The organism is Streptomyces sp. NPDC015346 (assembly GCF_043078785.1).
In the GTDB taxonomy this organism is placed as follows: domain Bacteria; phylum Actinomycetota; class Actinomycetes; order Streptomycetales; family Streptomycetaceae; genus Streptomyces.
The window spans coordinates 976206-992177 of the sequence record NZ_JBIBTW010000001.1 but is presented as its reverse complement, the minus strand read 5'-3'; the positions used below and the strand labels follow the sequence as shown (position 1 = coordinate 992177).

At 70.4% G+C, this 15972-nt stretch carries 13 protein-coding genes; 1 reads left to right on the top strand and 12 read right to left on the bottom strand.

Annotated features, from left to right (window positions below):
* Nucleotides 1-26: 26 nt before the first annotated feature.
* A complete protein-coding gene (gene ileS / locus ACF06X_RS04495) occupies nt 27-3170 on the top strand; it encodes an isoleucine--tRNA ligase (RefSeq protein ID WP_392285654.1) in 3144 nt (1047 codons plus the stop codon).
* A gap of 161 nt (nt 3171-3331) precedes the next feature.
* On the opposite strand, the gene ACF06X_RS04490 is transcribed toward ileS, so the two are convergent.
* From ACF06X_RS04490 to murF, 12 genes are all read right to left on the bottom strand, one after another.
* Nucleotides 3332-4465, bottom strand: a complete 1134-nt coding sequence (locus ACF06X_RS04490) for a DivIVA domain-containing protein (protein ID WP_392285653.1) — start codon at nt 4463-4465, stop codon at nt 3332-3334.
* Between the two features lie 55 nt (nt 4466-4520).
* Nucleotides 4521-4811 (bottom strand): YggT family protein, encoded by a 291-nt coding sequence (locus ACF06X_RS04485; RefSeq protein WP_019885526.1) that lies wholly within the window; start codon nt 4809-4811, stop codon nt 4521-4523.
* Nucleotides 4812-4889: 78 nt separating this feature from the next.
* On the bottom strand, nt 4890-5522 hold the full coding sequence (locus ACF06X_RS04480; protein ID WP_391932602.1) for a cell division protein SepF: 633 nt from the start codon (nt 5520-5522) through the stop codon (nt 4890-4892).
* A gap of 124 nt (nt 5523-5646) precedes the next feature.
* A complete protein-coding gene (locus ACF06X_RS04475; protein WP_392285977.1) occupies nt 5647-6366 on the bottom strand; it encodes a YggS family pyridoxal phosphate-dependent enzyme in 720 nt (239 codons plus the stop codon).
* A gap of 16 nt (nt 6367-6382) precedes the next feature.
* A complete protein-coding gene (gene pgeF / locus ACF06X_RS04470) occupies nt 6383-7090 on the bottom strand; it encodes a peptidoglycan editing factor PgeF (protein WP_392285976.1) in 708 nt (235 codons plus the stop codon).
* 17 nt (nt 7091-7107) lie between these two features.
* A complete protein-coding gene (gene ftsZ / locus ACF06X_RS04465) occupies nt 7108-8322 on the bottom strand; it encodes a cell division protein FtsZ (protein ID WP_392285652.1) in 1215 nt (404 codons plus the stop codon).
* Nucleotides 8323-8601: 279 nt separating this feature from the next.
* Nucleotides 8602-9405, bottom strand: coding sequence for a cell division protein FtsQ/DivIB (locus ACF06X_RS04460; RefSeq protein WP_392285651.1), 804 nt, complete (start codon nt 9403-9405; stop codon nt 8602-8604).
* A 157-nt stretch (nt 9406-9562) separates the two neighbouring features.
* Nucleotides 9563-10657, bottom strand: a complete 1095-nt coding sequence (gene murG / locus ACF06X_RS04455; protein ID WP_392285650.1) for an undecaprenyldiphospho-muramoylpentapeptide beta-N-acetylglucosaminyltransferase — start codon at nt 10655-10657, stop codon at nt 9563-9565.
* Between the two features lie 6 nt (nt 10658-10663).
* Entirely contained in the window at nt 10664-12004 is a 1341-nt protein-coding gene (gene ftsW, locus ACF06X_RS04450; protein WP_392285649.1) for a putative lipid II flippase FtsW, read from the bottom strand.
* A gap of 55 nt (nt 12005-12059) precedes the next feature.
* Nucleotides 12060-13499: a UDP-N-acetylmuramoyl-L-alanine--D-glutamate ligase gene (gene murD, locus ACF06X_RS04445; protein WP_392285648.1), complete on the bottom strand. Its 1440-nt coding sequence runs from the start codon at nt 13497-13499 to the stop codon at nt 12060-12062.
* Entirely contained in the window at nt 13481-14551 is a 1071-nt protein-coding gene (gene mraY, locus ACF06X_RS04440; protein WP_392285647.1) for a phospho-N-acetylmuramoyl-pentapeptide-transferase, read from the bottom strand. The genes murD and mraY overlap by 19 nt, the downstream gene beginning before the upstream one ends.
* Nucleotides 14548-15972, bottom strand: coding sequence for a UDP-N-acetylmuramoyl-tripeptide--D-alanyl-D-alanine ligase (gene murF / locus ACF06X_RS04435; RefSeq protein WP_392285646.1), 1425 nt, complete (start codon nt 15970-15972; stop codon nt 14548-14550). The genes mraY and murF overlap by 4 nt, the downstream gene beginning before the upstream one ends.

Here is a 15972-nt window from a genome sequence, read left to right as displayed (position 1 = left end):
AGCAGTCCGCCGGAGGAAGTTCGCCGATGAAACCGCCGCAGTACCGCCAGGTGCCCGCCCAGGTCGACCTGCCCGCGCTCGAGCACGCCGTGCTCGACTTCTGGCAGGAGAGCAAGGTCTTCGCCAAGACCCTGGAGCAGTCCGAGGGCCGCCCCGAGTGGGTGTTCTACGAAGGTCCGCCCACCGCCAACGGCATGCCCGGCGCCCACCACATCGAGGCCCGCGTCTTCAAGGACGTCTTCCCCCGCTTCCGGACCATGCGGGGCTACCACGTGGCCCGCAAGGCCGGTTGGGACTGCCACGGCCTGCCGGTGGAGCTCGCCGTCGAGAAGGAGCTCGGCTTCTCCGGCAAGAAGGACATCGAGGAATACGGCATCGCCGCGTTCAACGACAAGTGCCGCGAGTCCGTGACCCGTCACACCGACGCCTTCGCCGAGCTGACGACCCGGATGGGCTACTGGGTCGACCTCGACGACGCGTACCGGACGATGGACCCCGAGTACATCGAGTCGGTCTGGTGGTCGCTCAAGCAGATCTTCGACAAGGGCCTGCTCGTCCAGGACCACCGCGTCGCCCCCTGGTGCCCGCGCTGTGGCACCGGCCTCTCGGACCACGAGCTGGCGCAGGGGTACGAGACGGTCGTCGACCCCTCCGTCTTCGTCCGCTTCCCCCTCACCTCCGGCCCGCTCGCCGGCCAGGCAGCGCTGCTGGTCTGGACGACGACCCCCTGGACCCTGGTCTCCAACACGGCGGTCGCGGCCCACCCCGAGGTCAGCTATGTCGTCGCGTCGAACGGCGACGAGAAGCTGGTCGTCGCCCAGCCGCTCCTCGAGAAGGCGCTCGGCGAGGGCTGGGTGACCACCGGCGAGTCCTTCACGGGCGCCGAGATGGAGCGCTGGACGTACCAGCGCCCCTTCGAGCTGGTGGAGTTCCCCGACGAGGCGCACTACGTCGTGAACGCCGAGTACGTCACGACCGAGGACGGTACGGGTCTGGTCCACCAGTCCCCCGCCTTCGGCGAGGACGACCTCAAGGTCTGCCGCGCCTACGGCCTCCCGGTCGTGAACCCGGTCCGCCCCGACGGCACCTTCGAGGAGGACGTCCCGCTGGTCGGCGGCGTCTTCTTCAAGAAGGCGGACGAGGCGCTCACCGCCGACCTGGGCGCGCGCGGCCTGCTCTTCAAGCACGTCCCGTACGAGCACAGCTACCCGCACTGCTGGCGCTGCCACACGGCGCTGCTGTACTACGCGCAGCCGTCCTGGTACATCCGTACGACCGCCGTGAAGGACCGTCTCCTCCAGGAGAACGAGAAGACGAACTGGTTCCCGGACTCGGTCAAGCACGGCCGCTTCGGCGACTGGCTGAACAACAACATCGACTGGGCGCTCTCGCGCAGCCGGTACTGGGGCACGCCGCTGCCGCTGTGGCGCTGCGAGGACGACCACCTCACGTGCGTGGGGTCGCGCGCGGAGCTGACCGAGCTGACGGGCACGGACCAGTCGGAGCTGGACCCGCACCGCCCGTACATCGACGCGGTGACCTTCTCCTGTCCGGCGGACGGCTGCGCGAAGACCGCGACCCGCGTGCCGGAGGTCATCGACGCCTGGTACGACTCGGGTTCGATGCCGTTCGCGCAGTGGGGCTACCCGTACAAGAACAAGGAACTCTTCGAGTCCCGCTACCCGGCCCAGTTCATCTCCGAGGCCATCGACCAGACGCGCGGCTGGTTCTACACGCTGATGGCGGTCGGCACGCTGGTCTTCGACAAGTCGTCGTACGAGAACGTGGTCTGCCTGGGCCACATCCTCGCCGAGGACGGCCGCAAGATGTCCAAGCACCTGGGCAACATCCTGCAGCCGATCCCGCTCATGGACCAGCACGGCGCCGACGCGGTCCGCTGGTTCATGGCGGCCGGCGGCTCCCCGTGGGCGGCCCGCCGGGTTGGCCACGGCACGATCCAGGAGGTCGTGCGCAAGACGCTCCTGACGTACTGGAACACGGTCGCCTTCCAGGCGCTGTACGCCCGTACGTCCGGGTGGGCGCCGAGCGCGGCGGACCCGGCACCGGCGGAGCGCACGGTCCTGGACCGCTGGCTGCTGAGCGAGCTCAACACGCTCGTGGAGCAGGTGACGGAGTCCCTGGAGGCCTACGACACGCAGCGCGCGGGCAAGCTGCTGTCGGCCTTCGTCGACGACCTGTCGAACTGGTACGTGCGTCGTTCGCGGCGCCGGTTCTGGCAGGGTGACGCCTCGGCGCTGCGCACGCTCCACGACGTCGTGGAGACCGTCACGCGCCTGATGGCCCCGCTGACCCCCTTCATCACGGAGCGGGTCTGGCAGGACCTGGTGGTCCCGGTGACGCCGGAGGCCCCCGAGTCGGTCCACCTCTCGTCGTGGCCGGAGGCCGACACGTCGGCGATCGACCCGGAGCTGTCGCGGCAGATGCTGCTGGTCCGCCGCCTGGTCGAGCTGGGTCGCGCGACGCGCGCCGAGTCGGGCGTCAAGACGCGGCAGCCTCTGTCGCGGGCCCTGGTCGCGGCGACGGGCTTCTCGGCCCTGTCGCCGGAGCTCCAGGCGCAGATCACCGAGGAGCTGAACGTCTCCTCGCTGGCCTCGCTGTCGGAGGTCGGCGGCTCGCTGGTCGACACGACGGCGAAGGCGAACTTCCGGGCGCTGGGCAAGCGCTTCGGCAAGGGCGTCCAGGACGTGGCGAAGGCGGTCGCGGCCGCCGACGCCGCCGCCCTGTCCCTCGCGCTGCGCTCCGGAGAGGCGACGGTCACGGTGAACGGCGAGGAGGTGACCCTCTCCCCGGAGGAGGTCATCATCACGGAGACGCCGCGTGAGGGCTGGTCGGTGGCCTCGGACGCGGGTGCGACGGTCGCCCTGGACCTGGAGATCACGCCGGAGCTCCGGCGGGCGGGCCTGGCGCGCGACGCGATCCGCCTGATCCAGGAGGCCCGCAAGAACAGCGGCCTGGACGTGGCGGACCGGATCGCCCTGCGGTGGTCCTCGGAGTCCCCGGAGACGACGGAGGCCCTGACGACCCACGCGGAGCTGATCGCGGACGAGGTCCTCGCCACGGACTACGCGTCGTCCCCGGCCGACGACTCCTTCGGCCCCGCCTTCACCGACGAGTCCCTCGCCCTGACCTTCCACCTCCGCAAGGCGTAACCGCCCGGCCCGAAAGGGCCCGGCACCCACGAGGGTGCCGGGCCCTTTTTCCGTACCCCCGTGCCCGACGTCCATGGAAAAGGGCCGGGCCCGGGACTTTCGTCCCGGGCCCGGCCCTCAGCCTGCCGACGGCTACGCGCTCATCGCGCGGACCGCCGCCGTCAGTTGTCGTCCTCGTCGATCAGGAAGCCGCGCATCGGCGCCGGCGCCTGCTGCATCGGCTGCGGCGCCTGCGGCCGCACCGGTGCCATCGGCTGGGTCATCGCCGGGGACATCTGCTGCTGGCCGCCGTAGGACGGAGCGCCACCCATGGACGGTCCGCCGCCCATCGTGCCGTTGCCGCCGTAGGACGGGGCGCCCGCGCCCGCCGAGGCCATCGAGGGCGACGGCGGCAGGGAGGCCGTGGCCGGCGTCCGCGGCGGAGCCAGCGAGTCGTCGGCCTGGGTCTCCAGCTGGCGCAGCTGCGACTCCAGGTAGGACTTCAGACGCGTGCGGTACTCGCGCTCGAAGCCGCGCAGGTCCTCGACCTTGCGCTCCAGCGTGGCGCGGGCGGACTCCAGCGAGCCCATCGCGACGCGGTGCTTCTCCTGCGCGTCCCGCTCCAGCGCGTCGGCCTTGGCGCGGGCGTCCCGCTCCAGGCCCTCGGCGCGCGAACGAGCCTCGCCGACGATCTTGTTGGCCTCGGAACGGGCCTCCGCGATCGCCTGGTCGGCCGTCTGCTGGGCCAGCGAGAGCACACGGGCGGCACTGTCGCCGCCCGGGCCCTGGCCCGGCTGCGGCATCTGCTGCTGCATCTGCTGCTGGGGGTGGCCCATCGGGCCGCCCATCGGCTGACCCATGGGGCCGCCCTGCATCTGGCCCTGCATCTGGCCGCCCTGCATCTGGCCACCCTGCATCTGGCCGGGACCCATCGGCCCACCCTGCATCGGGCCGGGGCCGTGGCCACCCGGACCGGCGGGGAGCTGGGGCGCACCGGACGGCAGCTGCGGCGGGCCCATCTGCGGGGGCTGCTGCTGGACCGGCGGTCCGGATATGGCCGCGGGCACGGGGGCGCCCGGACCGACGGGACGATCCTGCTGCTCCGGGGGCTTGCGCATGCCCTGCTGCTGGTTCTGCGCGGCGGCGCGCGTCGCGGCGGCCAGCTTGGCGCGCAGGTCCTCGTTCTCGCGGAGCAGGCGGGTCAGTTCGGCTTCGACCTCGTCGAGGAAGGCATCGACCTCGTCCTCGTCATAGCCTTCTCGAAGGCGGACGGTCGTGAACTGCTTGTTCCGCACGTCCTCGGGAGTCAGCGGCATCTCTTCTTCACCTCTACGTAGTCGTCGGCAGTCGGCAAGACCGTATCGTCCACATTCACCTCGCGAAGCTGCTCACGATGGAGATCAGGATGTAGACGATGATCATCAGAACGAAGAAGGACAGGTCGAGTGCCACGCCCCCGAGACGCAACGGCGGAATGAACCGCCGCAGGAGCTTGAGCGGTGGATCGGTGACAGTGTAGGTGGCCTCCAGAACGACCACCATCGCCTTACCGGGTTGCCATGAACGGGCGAACTGGAAGACGTAATCCATGACCAATCGGAAGATCAGCACGATGAGGAAGCACATCAGAGCGATGTAGACCACTTGTAGTGCGACGCCCATCCCGTGCTTCCCTCTCCCCTGGCTCTCGTGCTCTCGCTCGACCGGCCTCGCGGCCGGTCCGTTCCGGTGTCGTGTTTCTCAGCTCTGGTTGAAGAATCCGCCCTCTGCGATCCGGGCCTTGTCCTCCGCCGTGACATCGACGTTAGCAGGCGACAACAGGAAGACCTTCTGCGTCACGCGCTCAATGCTGCCATGGAGCCCGAAGACGAGTCCGGCGGCAAAGTCGACAAGTCGCTTCGCGTCGGTGTCGTCCATCTCCGTGAGATTCATGATCACCGGGGTGCCCTCGCGGAAGTGTTCCCCGATGGTACGGGCTTCGTTGTAGGTCCGCGGGTGCAGTGTGGTGATGCGGTACGGCTCCCGCTCGGACACGACCTTGGGCATGATCACGGGTGCGTTCTTCTCCAGGCTCGGACGTTCTGGTGTGATGGATGCCACGGGGGCGATGCGCGCGGGACGTCCACTTTCGGCGGATAGCGGGACGGAATGCGCGACCGGCTCACGCTCGCGCTCCCGCTGGGCGGGTGGCACCGCCACGCGCACCGGCTCCTCCCGCTCCACCTGCCGCGGGGGCTGGTGGCGCCGCTCACGCTCGGGCTCCGGTTCCAGCTCGGGTTCGAAGTCGTCGTCGGGGTCGAATCCCCGGCCGTCGTACCCATCGTCCTCCACGAGGCCGAGGTAGACCGCCATCTTGCGCATCGCGCCGGCCATTCTCTGAGTCCTCCGCTCTGTGGTGGATCGGCATCGTCACCAAGTGCCCGCGATCCACGAGGTCTGCCCGCCTATTGGCGGAAATGACCATATTTTCTGCTGTGGTCCGACTTGCTTCGCGACGTTACCCGAGCCTGGGGCGGACACCCAGTACCGCCGTACCGATGCGTACATGTGTCGCTCCGGCCGCCACGGCGTCCTCGAGGTCCGCACTCATGCCTGCTGACACCATGTTCGCAGCCGGACGGGTCGCGCGCAGGACAGTCGACAAATCCATCAGCCGGTCGAACGCGGCCCGTTGCCGTCCCGCGTACGGACCGGCGAGCGGCGCGACGGTCATCAGTCCGTCGAGCCGCAGCCGGGGTGCGGCGTCCACGGCCGCCGCCAACTCCTCGATGCCGTCCGGGGCGACGCCGCCCCGCTCACCCCGCTCGCCCGACTCGGCGTCGAGCGCGACCTGGATGAGACAGCCGAGCTCGCGCCCGGCCTTCTCCGCCGCCGCCGAGAGGGCGGTGACGAGCTTCGGGCGGTCGACCGACTGCACGACATCGGCATAACTCGTCACAGAACGGACCTTGTTGGTCTGCAACTGACCGACGAAGTGCCAGCGGAGGTCCAGATCCGCGCAGGCCGCGGCCTTGGGAGCGGCATCCTGGTCCCGGTTCTCGGCGACGTCGCGTACGCCGAGTTCGTGAAGGAGTCTCACATCGCTCGCCGGGTAGGTCTTCGTGACCACGATGAGGGTCACGTCCTCCCGCTTGCGACCGGCCGCCGCGCACGCGGCGGCGATACGTTCCTCCACTCGCGCGAGGTTCTCGGCGAGTTCGGCCCTGCGGCCCGTCATGCCCGTCATGTCTCTCTCAGTCCAACCAGACATATCCCGCGAGTCGCCCCGTGGTGCGATCGCGGCGGTACGAGTAGTGGTCGCCCGACTCGCGGGTGCAGACCGCGTCGGCCCGCCGGTCCCGGATCCCGAGCCGCTCCAGCTGTGCGTGGACTCCGGCCGTGACGTCGACGGCCGGGGTTCCCCAGCTGGTCTCGGCCCACGCGGCCGGCTCGACCGCCGCGACCTCGTCCCGCATCGGGGCCGGCACCTCGTAGCAGCGTCCGCAGACGGCGGGGCCGGTACGGGCGCTGATCCGCGAGGGGTCGGCGCCCAGTTCGATCATGGCCTTCACGGCCGCCGGGACGACCCCGGCCACCATTCCGGGCCGGCCGGCGTGGGCCGCGGCCACGACCCCGGCGACGGGGTCGGCCAGGAGGACGGGGGTGCAGTCGGCGGTGAGGACCGCGAGCGCGAGTCCGCGCCGGGTGGTGACGATCGCGTCGACGGACGGGATCTCGGCGGTCTCCCACGGGCCGTCGACCACGGCCACGTCCGCGCCGTGGACCTGGTTCATCCAGACCACCAGCGCCGGGTCGAGCCCGAGCCGCTCCGCGACGCGCGCCCGGTTGGTCCGGACGGCCTCGGGGTCGTCCCCCACCGCCCCGCCGAGGTTGAGCTCCTCGTACGGAACGGCGCTCACCCCGCCCCACCTGTCGGTGAAAGCGAAGTGCGCGCCGTTCACGGGCTCGAGCAGGTCTATCACTTCAGGAAGTCCGGGACATCCAGCTCTTCGGCCGCGGTGTCCGGGTACGGCCGGGCCGTCGGGACCACCGGCGGGGTGGCCGGAGGCAGCGAGGTCTCGTTGACCGCCGGGACCGGCTCGGCCGGGGCGGCCGGCTCGTCCCGCGGGGCGACGGTGCCGAGGCCGCCGAGGGGGCGCGGGTTCTCGTTCGCGCGCGGCGCCGGGGCCGGCTCCTCGCGCTTGGCGGAGGCCGAGCTGAGGATGTTGTCCCGGCGGGTCGGCGGCTGGCCGCCGTCGAAGCCGGCCGCGATGACGGTGACCCGTACCTCGTCGCCCAGGGCGTCGTCGATGACGGCGCCGAAGATGATGTTGGCCTCGGGGTGGGCGGCCTCGCTCACCAGCTGCGCGGCCTCGTTGATCTCGAAGAGACCGAGGTCCGAGCCACCGGAGATGGAGAGCAGCACGCCACGGGCGCCGTCGATGGACGCCTCCAGGAGCGGCGAGGAGATCGCCATCTCGGCGGCGGCCACCGCGCGGTCGTCGCCGCGGGCGGAGCCGATGCCCATGAGGGCGGAACCGGCCTCGGACATGACCGACTTGACGTCGGCGAAGTCGAGGTTGATCAGGCCGGGGGTGGTGATGAGGTCGGTGATGCCCTGCACACCGCTCAGCAGCACCTGGTCGGCCGACTTGAACGCGTCGAGCACGGAGACCTGGCGGTCCGAGATCGAGAGCAGGCGGTCGTTCGGGATGACGATGAGGGTGTCGACCTCTTCGCGGAGCTCGGCGATGCCGTCCTCCGCCTGGTTGGCCCGACGGCGTCCCTCGAAGGTGAACGGCCGGGTGACCACACCGATCGTCAGGGCGCCGAGCGAGCGCGCGATGTTGGCCACGACGGGTGCGCCGCCGGTGCCGGTGCCGCCGCCTTCGCCTGCGGTGACGAAGACCATGTCGGCCCCCTTGAGGACCTCCTCGATCTCCTCACGGTGGTCCTCTGCCGCCTTGCGACCGACTGCCGGGTTCGCCCCGGCCCCGAGGCCACGGGTGAGTTCACGGCCGACGTCGAGCTTGACGTCGGCGTCGCTCATCAACAGCGCTTGCGCGTCGGTGTTGATCGCGATGAACTCGACGCCCTTGAGACCGACCTCGATCATTCGGTTGATGGCATTGACACCACCGCCGCCGACACCGATGACCTTGATGACTGCGAGGTAGTTCTGCGGTGCTGCCACGTCGAAGGCCTCTCGCCTCGAGTTACGTGTCGCCGCTTCGCGGTGGTAGTCGCGCTGCGACGACGGATGCCGATGGGACGGTCCGAAACGCCGACCCAAACCCTAACGTTGAAGTTTAGGGTTACCAGTGTCTCTGTTCGCTGGACTCTTCCGAACAGGACACTAAGTCGACAAGTGGCGCACGTTCAACGAACACGCCGAACCTCCCGTTTTTCTTTTCACCCTATGTGATCACCCGTAGCGCTGGCCAACCAGGGTGCTGGCCAGCGGCGATGGGCGTCAACTCCCGGACGCCGCCGGGGCCGTGGGGGCGCTTACATCGAAGTGCCCCGCTTTGGGCATCGCCTTCATCAGCGCCGTCAGGACCCGCGCCTTGACGGCGCCGGCCTCGGCGCTGCCCCAGAAGACCGTGCGGCCCCCGCGGAGCTCCAGGGTGAGGGAGTCGTACGAGGTGACGCGGACGACACGAGTGTCCCGGGCGACTTTCTCGGGGAGTTCGCCCGTCGCGCGTACCGCTTCGAGCAGCAGCCGGTCCGCGTCGAAGCGCCGCAGGCTCGGCGAGGAGGCGGCGGCCAGAACGAGTTTCGGTACGCCTGGGGGGGCTTTGTCCACCGTGGCGAAACGGGTTCCGGTGGAGTCCACTTCTGTGAACTTTCCGCCCTTCTCCACCACCAGAACCGGCTGCCGTTCCGTCACTTTCAGACCGATTCCATGCGGCCAGGACCGCACGACCTCCACCGTGTCGATGCGGGGCAATTTCTGCCGAAGCCGTGCTTCGATCGCTTCCGTTTCGACGGAGACGAGCGGGGATCCGATCGGGACGGCGGCCACCGCCTCCACCTCACGGACTGTCAGAACCCGCGTGCCGGAAGTCTTCACATGTTCCACACGCAGCCAGGAGGAGCCGTAGAACGCCCAGAGTCCGCCGGCCGTGATCGCGAGAACGGCCAGGGCGACCAGAAGGACCCGCGGCCCGGGCACCCGGAAGCGACCGCTCCGGGTACCCGTACGGGACGGCCGTCCCGACGACCCCTTCGGCTTGCTCGCACCGTCCTTCTCAGCGGTCGTCGGCCCAGCTGCCACCAGGTTCCCCTGCCTTCTTTTTTAGGGCTCGGCTCGCCTCCGGGGCGCTTGAGCGTCTGCCGACGGTCGATCGTGCTCGGCCGCTCGTTCCTCGCGGCCTGTGCGCGTTCTCCCTTTCGGCAGCCGCCGCGCCCCTTCGGCTCGCTCGCCAGGTTCCTTATGCCTGGCGGCGGGCGTTGATCGCCTCGTACACCATGGCGACGAGGAGGTCGTCGGCGTCCCGGCGGCCGAACTCGGCGGCGGCCCGGGACATCTCGTACAGCCGGTGCGGGTCGGCGAGCACGGGCAGGACGTTGCCCTGGACCCACTGCGGCGTCAGCTCCGCGTCGTCGACCAGCAGACCACCGCCGGCCTTGACCACCGGCTGGGCGTTGAGCCGCTGTTCGCCGTTGCCGATGGGCAGCGGGACATAGGCGGCCGGCAGCCCGACGGCGGAGAGCTCGGCGACGGTCATCGCGCCCGCGCGGCAGAGCATCATGTCGGCGGCGGCGTACGCGAGGTCCATCCGGTCCACGTACGGTACCGGGACGTACGGCGGCATCCCGGGCATGTTGTCGACCCGCGGCACCTCGTTCTTCGGGCCGACCGCGTGCAGGATCTGGATGCCCGAGCGCTGGAGCACCGGGGCGATCTGCTGGATGACCTCGTTGAGCCGGCGCGCGCCCTGCGAGCCGCCGGAGACCAGCAGGGTCGGCAGGTTCGGGTCGAGACCGAAGGCGGCGCGCGCCTCGGGCCGGACCCGGGCCCGGTCCAGGGTGGCGATGGAGTGCCGCAGCGGGATGCCGATGTAACGGGCGTTACGGAGCTTGGAGTCCGGCGTGGCGACGCCGACCCCGGCCGCGTACCGCGAGCCGATCTTGTTGGCCAGGCCCGGCCGCGCGTTGGCCTCGTGGACGACGATCGGCACCCCGAGGCGCTTGGCGGCGAGGTAGCCGGGCAGCGCCACGTAGCCGCCGAAGCCGACCACGCAGTCGGCCTTCGTGCGCTCCAGGATCTGCTCGGCGGCCTTGATGGTGCCGCGCAGCCGCCCGGGGACGGTGATCAGCTCCGGGGTGGGCTTGCGTGGCAGCGGTACGGCGGGGATGAGGGCCAATTCGTAGCCCCGCTCGGGCACGAGCCGGGTCTCCAGACCCTTCTCCGTGCCGAGCGCCGTGATTCCCACGCTCGGGTCCTGCCTCCGCAGGGCGTCCGCGAGGGCGAGCGCGGGCTCGATGTGGCCGGCGGTCCCCCCGCCGGCGAGTACGACATGCACCGAAATTCACCGCTCTCCGGACGGACGCTTCTTGACGCGCCGTCGCATCGACTTCCATCTCACCCCGGCCCGCTTGCCCCAGCCGGGGCGCCGCATGGCCAGGGCCGCTTTCGCGGCGGGTTCCTGTCGCGCGAAGGCGATCAGGAGCCCGACGGCGAACATGGTCGGCAGCAGGGCCGACCCCCCGTAGGAGAACAGCGGGAGCGGGACTCCGGCGATCGGCAGCAGACCGAGCACCGCACCGATGTTGATCACGGCCTGCGCCGTGATCCAGGTGGTCACGCCTCCCGCGGCGTACCTCACGAAGGGGTCCTCCGTGCGTCCGGCCACGCGGATACCCGCATAGCCTAGAGCCGCGAACAGGGCGAGCACCGACAGCGTCCCCGCCAGACCCAGTTCCTCCCCGGTGACGGCGAAGATGAAGTCGGTGTGCGCCTCGGGCAGTTGGCCCCATTTTTCCACACTGGCACCCAGTCCGGAACCGAACCATCCGCCCGAGGCCAGAGCATAGATCCCGTGCGCCGCCTGGAGGCAGGGGGCGCCCTCTCCGCCGGGGTCGGTGGCGCCGATGCAGGCGAACCGCTTCATCCGGTTCTCGCTGGTCCTGATCAGCAGGAAGCCGATCGTCCCGGCGACGGTGAGCACCCCGACGAAGAGCCGGGTGGGCGCGCCGGCCGTCCACAGGAGGCCGAAGAGGATCGCGGTGAGGACGATCGTCGTCCCCATGTCGCCGCCCAGCATGATCAGCCCGAGCAGCAGGAAGGCACCCGGGACCAGCGGCACCAGCATGTGCTTCCACTGGGTGAGAAGTTTCATGTCCTGCTTGCGGGCGAGCAGGTCGGCCCCCCACAGGATCAGCGCCAGCTTGCCGAACTCGCTGGGCTGCAGCATGAACGGTCCGCCCAGGGAGATCCAGTTCTGGTTGCCGCCGACCGCACGCCCTATCCCGGGGATCTGGACGAGCACCATCAGGAAGACCGCGCCGACCAGGATCGGGTACGCGAGCGCCCGGTGCAGCTTGACCGGCATCCGGGAGGCCACCAGGAGCAGCCCGGTGCCGAGGACCGCGGCGAAGAACTGCTTGCGGAAGAAGTACGACGGCACGAGGTCGTACCGCAGCGCCGTGATCATGGACGCCGAGTAGACCATCACGAGGCCGAGCGTGGTGATGAGCAGCCCCGCGCCGAGGATCACGTAGTACGCCGTCAGAGGCCGGTCCCAGGCCCGGCGCGCCCGCTCGTACGTCCGCCGTACCGATTCGCCGCTGGGGCGCCGCGGAGGCGCGGGAAGGCGGCCTCCGCCGCGTACGGCGGAGGGCCGACGAGTCCCGGCGGTTCTGCTCGGCATGGTCGCTGTCCCCTCCAGTCGTGCCCGGCTCCGCCGGACCTGTCGCTGGGGCAGGTCAGGCGTGCCCGGTCGCGGCGAGGGCGCGGACCGCGTCCGCGAACGCCTCGCCCCGCTTGTTGTAGTTGGTGAACATGTCCATCGAGGCGCAGGCCGGGGCCAGCAGGACCGTGTCCCCCGGCCGGGCGAGCGCGGCCGCCTCCTGGACCGCCGCGGACATCGCCCCAGTGTCGGTCCGGTCGAGGTCCACCACCGGTACCTCGGGGGCGTGTCGCGCCAGGGCTTCGCGGACGAGCGCGCGGTCGGCGCCGATCAGCACGACCCCCCGCAGCCGCTTCGCCGACTTCTGGACCAGCTCGTCGAAGGTCGCGCCCTTGGCGAGGCCGCCGGCGATCCAGACGATCGGGTCGTAGGCCGCCAACGAGGCCTCGGCCGCGTGGGTGTTGGTGGCCTTGGAGTCGTCGACGTACGTGACGCCCTCGATCTCCTCGACCAGTTCGATGCGGTGCGGGTCGGGCCGGAAGGCGCGCAGTCCGTCCCGTACGGCCTTCGGCTCGACGCCGAAGGCGCGGGCCAGGGCGGCCGCGGCGAGCGCGTTGGCGATGTTGTGCGGGGCCGGCGGGTTCACGTCCGCGACCTCGGCGAGCTCCTGGGCCTGCTTCTGCCGGTTCTCCACGAAGGCCCGGTCGACGAGGATGCCCTCGACCACGCCGAGCTGGGAGGGTCCCGGGGTGCCCAGGGTGAAGCCGATGGCCCGGCAGCCCTCCTCGACGTCGGCCTCGCGGACCAGGTCCTCGGTCGCCTTGTCGGCGACGTTGTAGACGCAGGCGACCTGGTTGCCCTCGTAGACGCGGCCCTTGTCGGCGGCGTAGGCCTCCATGGAGCCGTGCCAGTCGAGGTGGTCGGGCGCCAGGTTGAGCACGACGGCCGAGTGGGCGCGCACGGACGGCGCCCAGTGGAGCTGGTAGCTGGAGAGTTCGACGGCGAGGACGTCGTACGCCTCGTCGCCGAGGACGGCGTCGAGGAGGGAGACCCCGATGTTGCCGACGGCCGCGGTCCGCAGCCCGGCCGCCTCCAGGATGGAGGCGAGCATCCGCACGGTCGTGGTCTTGCCGTTGGTGCCGGTGACGGCGAGCCAGGGGGCCGGAGCCCGTCCCGACGGGGTGTCGCGGAGCCGCCAGGCGAGCTCCACGTCGCCCCAGACCGGGACGCCCGCCTCGGCGGCGGCCGCGAACAGCGGCTTGTCGGGCCGCCAGCCCGGCGTGGTGACGATCAGCTCGGTGCCTTCGGGCAGGGTCGCCCCGTCGCCGAGGCGGACGGTGATCCCCTCCGCTTCGAGCGCGGCCGCCTGCTCCCGGGAGCGCTCGTCGTCGCCGTCGTTCACGACGGTCACGACCGCGCCGAGGCCGTGCAGGACCCGGGCGGCGGGAATGCCGCTGACGCCCAGACCCGCGACGGTGACCCTCTTGCCGTTCCAGCTCACTTTTCGGATGCCCATCCCGCGTAGAAGAGTCCGAGGCCGACGATCACACACATGCCCTGGATGATCCAGAACCGGACCACCACGAGGACTTCGGACCACCCCTTGAGTTCGAAGTGGTGCTGGAGCGGCGCCATCCGGAAGACGCGCTTCCCGGTCATCTTGAACGAACCGACCTGGATGACCACCGACATGGTGATCAGGACGAACAGGCCGCCGAGCAGGGCGAGGAGCAGCTCCGTACGGGAGCAGATGGCGAGACCGGCGAGCGCGCCGCCGAGGGCCAGCGAGCCGGTGTCACCCATGAAGATCTTGGCGGGCGAGGTGTTCCACCACAGGAAGCCGAAGCAGGCGCCCATCAGCGCGGAGGCGACGACCGCGAGGTCGAGCGGATCGCGCACCTCGAAGCAGGCGTTGGGGTTGGTCAGGTCCATCGCGTTGGCGCAGGACTCCTGGAACTGCCACAGCCCGATGAAGGTGTACGCGCCGAAGACCATCACCGACGCGCCGGTGGCCAGGCCGTCCAGACCGTCCGTCAGGTTCACGCCGTTGGACATGGCCAGGATCATGAAGAGGGCCCAGACCACGAACAGCACCGGTCCGATGGACCAGCCGAAGTCGGCGATGAAGGAGAGCTTCGTGGAGGCCGGGGCCAGTCCTCGCATGTCCTTGAACTGCAGGGCGAGCACCGCGAAGGCGATGCCGACGATGAGCTGGCCGGCCATCTTCGCCTTGGCCCGCAGACCCAGCGACCGCTGCTTGACGATCTTGATGTAGTCGTCGAGGAAGCCGACCAGGCCCATGCCGGCCATCAGGAAGAGGACCAGCACACCGGAGTACGTCGGGTCCTCACCGGTGATGACCTTGGCGAGCGCGTACGCGATGAGCGTGGCCAGGATGAAGGAGATGCCGCCCATGGTGGGCGTGCCCTTCTTCCCGGCGTGGCCGCGCGGGCCGTCGTCCCGGATGAACTGCCCGTACCCCTTGCGGGCGAGGAGCTTGATGAGCAGCGGAGTCCCGATCAGGGTCAGGAAGAGCCCGATGGCCCCCGCGAAGAGGATCTGCCTCATCGGCCCGAGACCTCGCTCTCGGGGTCGATGAGGGCCAGGGCGACCCGCTCGAGCCCGACCGACCTCGAAGCCTTCACCAGCACGACGTCTCCCGGACGCAGCTCTCTGCGCAACAGGTCGACCGCCGCCCGCGCGTCGGACACGTGCACCGACTCCTCACCCCACGAACCCTCGTTATATGCGCCCAGTTGCAGCCAGGACGCTTCCCTGTCCCCGACCGCGACGAGCTTGCTGACGTTGAGCCGGACGGCCAGCCGTCCGACCGCGTCGTGCTCGGCGAGCGAATCGTCACCGAGCTCGGCCATCTTGCCGAGCACCGCCCACGTGCGGCCCCCCTGGGCCTGTGCGGCCCGTCCCATGGCCGCGAGCGCGCGCAGAGCGGCTCGCATGGACTCGGGGTTCGCGTTGTAGGCGTCGTTGACGATCGTCACGCCGTCCGGACGCTCGGTGACCTCCATGCGCCAGCGCGACAGGGTGCCCGCCTCGGAGAGCGCGGTGGCGATCTCCTCGACGGGCATGCCCAGCTCATGGGCGACGGCGGCCGCGGCGAGCGCGTTCGACACGTGGTGCTCACCGTACAGGCGCAAGGTCACGTCACTGCACCCGGTGGGTGTGTGAAGCCTGAAAGAGGGCTGTCCGTTCTCTGTGAGCCGGACATTCTCGGCACGTACGTCGGCGTCCTCGGCCTCTCCGAACAGGGTCACGCGCGCGTGGGTCCGGGTGGCCATGGCCCGGACGAGCGGGTCGTCGGCGTTGAGGACCGCCACTCCACCCTTCTCGGCCGGTGGGAGGGACTCGACGAGTTCGCCCTTGGCCTGGGCGATCTGGGCGCGGCCGCCGAACTCGCCGATGTGGGCGGTGCCCACGTTCAGGACGAGTCCGATGCGCGGCGGGGTCAGTCCGGTGAGGTAGCGGATGTGACCGATGCCGCGGGCGCCCATCTCGAGGACCAGGTGCTGGGTCTCGTCGCTCGCGCTCAGCGCCGTCAGCGGGAGTCCGATCTCGTTGTTGAGCGAGCCGGGCGTCCACACGGTCGGCGCGTGCCGCTGCAGGACCTGCGCGATGAGGTCCTTGGTGGAGGTCTTGCCCGCCGAGCCGGTGAGGGCGACGACATCGGTGCCCAGGCGTTCGACGACGCTCCGGGCGAGGGCGCCGAGCGCCGCCTGGACGTCGTCCACGACGATGGCGGGTACGCCGACGGGGCGGGCGGCCAGGACGGCTGCCGCGCCCGCCTCGACGGCGCGTGCCGCGTAGTCGTGGCCGTCGACCTGTTCGCCGGCGAAGGCGACGAAGAGGCTGCCGGGCGTCACCTCACGGGAGTCGATGACGACGGGGCCGGTGATCCGGACGGACGGATCCGGTATGTCGTACGACTGCCCGCCGACGATTTCGGTGATCTCGGCGAGGGAGAGGGCGATCAC

Coding starts and splice junctions, on each gene's coding strand:
- ileS (WP_392285654.1), top strand. CDS start 27: ATGAAACCGCCGCAGTACCGCCAGGTGCCCGCCCAGGTCGACCTGCCC.
- ACF06X_RS04490 (WP_392285653.1), bottom strand. CDS start 4,465: ATGCCGCTGACTCCCGAGGACGTGCGGAACAAGCAGTTCACGACCGTC.
- ACF06X_RS04485 (WP_019885526.1), bottom strand. CDS start 4,811: ATGGGCGTCGCACTACAAGTGGTCTACATCGCTCTGATGTGCTTCCTC.
- ACF06X_RS04480 (WP_391932602.1), bottom strand. CDS start 5,522: ATGGCCGGCGCGATGCGCAAGATGGCGGTCTACCTCGGCCTCGTGGAG.
- ACF06X_RS04475 (WP_392285977.1), bottom strand. CDS start 6,366: ATGACGGGCCGCAGGGCCGAACTCGCCGAGAACCTCGCGCGAGTGGAG.
- ftsW (WP_392285649.1), bottom strand. CDS start 12,004: ATGCCGAGCAGAACCGCCGGGACTCGTCGGCCCTCCGCCGTACGCGGC.
- murD (WP_392285648.1), bottom strand. CDS start 13,499: ATGGGCATCCGAAAAGTGAGCTGGAACGGCAAGAGGGTCACCGTCGCG.
- mraY (WP_392285647.1), bottom strand. CDS start 14,551: ATGAGGCAGATCCTCTTCGCGGGGGCCATCGGGCTCTTCCTGACCCTG.